The 550-nt window shown below is 27.1% G+C and carries 1 protein-coding gene and 1 pseudogene; one reads left to right on the plus strand and one right to left on the minus strand.

Annotated elements, in window-relative coordinates; all coding sequences use genetic code 11:
• Positions 1-290, plus strand: a pseudogene (locus AMN83_RS00400) (MBL fold metallo-hydrolase); the annotation flags it as partial.
• On the opposite strand, the gene AMN83_RS00405 reads toward AMN83_RS00400, so the two are convergent.
• Complete coding sequence (locus tag AMN83_RS00405; protein WP_075503423.1) at positions 283-549, minus strand: AzlD domain-containing protein; 267 nt, start codon at positions 547-549, stop codon at positions 283-285. The pseudogene AMN83_RS00400 and the gene AMN83_RS00405 sit on opposite strands and share 8 nt — an antisense overlap.
• Position 550 lies beyond the last annotated feature (1 nt).

The following is a 550-nucleotide window of genomic DNA, read 5'->3' on the forward strand; positions in this document are numbered from 1 at the left end:
TTTTAATTAATGGGACCGGTAGAACAGATTTTCAAAACGGAAGTTCAAAAGATGCATATAATTCGATCTTTAATAGATTGTTAAAATTACCTGAAGAAACTATTTTATATCCTGGTCATGATTATAATGGCAAAGAATCTAGTACAATTGGTAATGAAAAAAAATTTAATCCAAGGTTGCAGGTTAAAAATGTTGATGAATATGTTGAGCTTATGTCAAATCTAAACTTAGCAAAACCACAACTAATTGATATCAATGTAAGTAGAAATATAAAATTAGGTGCTAATTAAATACTACAAATATTAAAAACCAATAAGAAACTAATCCAGCTGATATTGTTGCAATAATATTTTTTGAAAAATAACCTACAATTACAGCAACTAATGCTCCAAAAATTTTTGGATCATTCATTTCTATAAAAGTTCCAAAATCATTTATAAATATTCCTGGAAATATAATTGCTGGGAATACTGCAGAAGGAACATATTCCAACACTGCTTTAATTTTATCTCCCAACATATCTCTACTTATTAAAGCAATCATAGTCATT

The sequence above is a fragment of the Candidatus Pelagibacter communis genome (assembly GCF_001180025.1).
GTDB classification, from domain to species: domain Bacteria; phylum Pseudomonadota; class Alphaproteobacteria; order Pelagibacterales; family Pelagibacteraceae; genus Pelagibacter; species Pelagibacter ubique_A.